At 30.4% G+C, this 968-nt stretch carries 1 protein-coding gene and 1 pseudogene; both read right to left on the minus strand.

Features of this window, described 5'->3' with window-relative positions; all coding sequences use genetic code 11:
* Positions 1-207: 207 nt before the first annotated feature.
* On the minus strand, positions 208-753 hold the full coding sequence (locus HMPREF2881_RS10375; RefSeq protein WP_031869236.1) for a YdhK family protein: 546 nt from the start codon (positions 751-753) through the stop codon (positions 208-210).
* Between the two features lie 17 nt (positions 754-770).
* Positions 771-968: pseudogene (locus HMPREF2881_RS10380) on the minus strand (heavy metal translocating P-type ATPase); the annotation flags it as partial.

Here is a 968-nt window from a genome sequence, read left to right on the forward strand (position 1 = left end):
TCTGCGTATCGGTTAATGATGCGGTTTTTAATTATATAATTTCATTTAATAAGGTAATGAACAGTTTTTTGATAAATGTTATTCTTCTAAAATTCTTTTTAATTTACACACTAAAAAATATCCTCCTTAACAATAATAAGTTATTTAAATTATTGATTAAGGAGGATATCTTTATATCTATTTATTTCTCAATCTAGAACTAGATTTTTATCGTGCTTTCAGTTCATTTCCTGTCATCCATTTATGATTTTTAATGATTTTACCATTATCTTTGGATTTGTAATCAACTACGTAAACAGTCGTCTTTTTCACGTTATCTATATTGGCTGTAGCACCTTTCATACCGGACATATGACTTGCTTCTAATTTAACAGTATCGCCTTTACTAAATCCATCTTTAGGTGCATCTTTGATCTCTTCGTTTACGACCCATTTATGATTGTTTACTTTTTCATTTCCATTTGTGGGTTTATAACTTACAACATAGGCATATGTTTTATACGCACCTTTTACAGTAGCTTCTGCGCCTTTCATCCCTGGCATATGCCCTGCTGTAATCGTTACTTTATCTCCCACTTTAAATTCACCCTCATTAGTCGATGTCATATCTTCTGGAACTTTACTTTCATCATTATGCTTCATATGGCTCTCACTTTTTTGGTCATTAGTGTCTTTATCTTTTTCATCATTATTGGAGCAAGCTGATAATATTAGTAATGACCCTAATATCATAAAAAATAATTTTTTAATCATAATAAAACTCCTATCTTTTATTTTAATTTTAATGTAAAGGCATTAATTGCAACAATAACCGTACTTAGTGACATTAAAATAGCACCTATTGCAGGTGATAAAATCAAGCCGATAAATGCTAAAATACCAGCTGCTAAAGGTACAGCAACAATATTATAACCTGCACCCCACCATAAGTTTTGCACCATTTTTCTCATAGTATTATTTGAAAGAGT

The sequence above is a fragment of the Staphylococcus sp. HMSC057A08 genome (assembly GCF_001812925.1).
GTDB lineage: Bacteria > Bacillota > Bacilli > Staphylococcales > Staphylococcaceae > Staphylococcus > Staphylococcus hominis.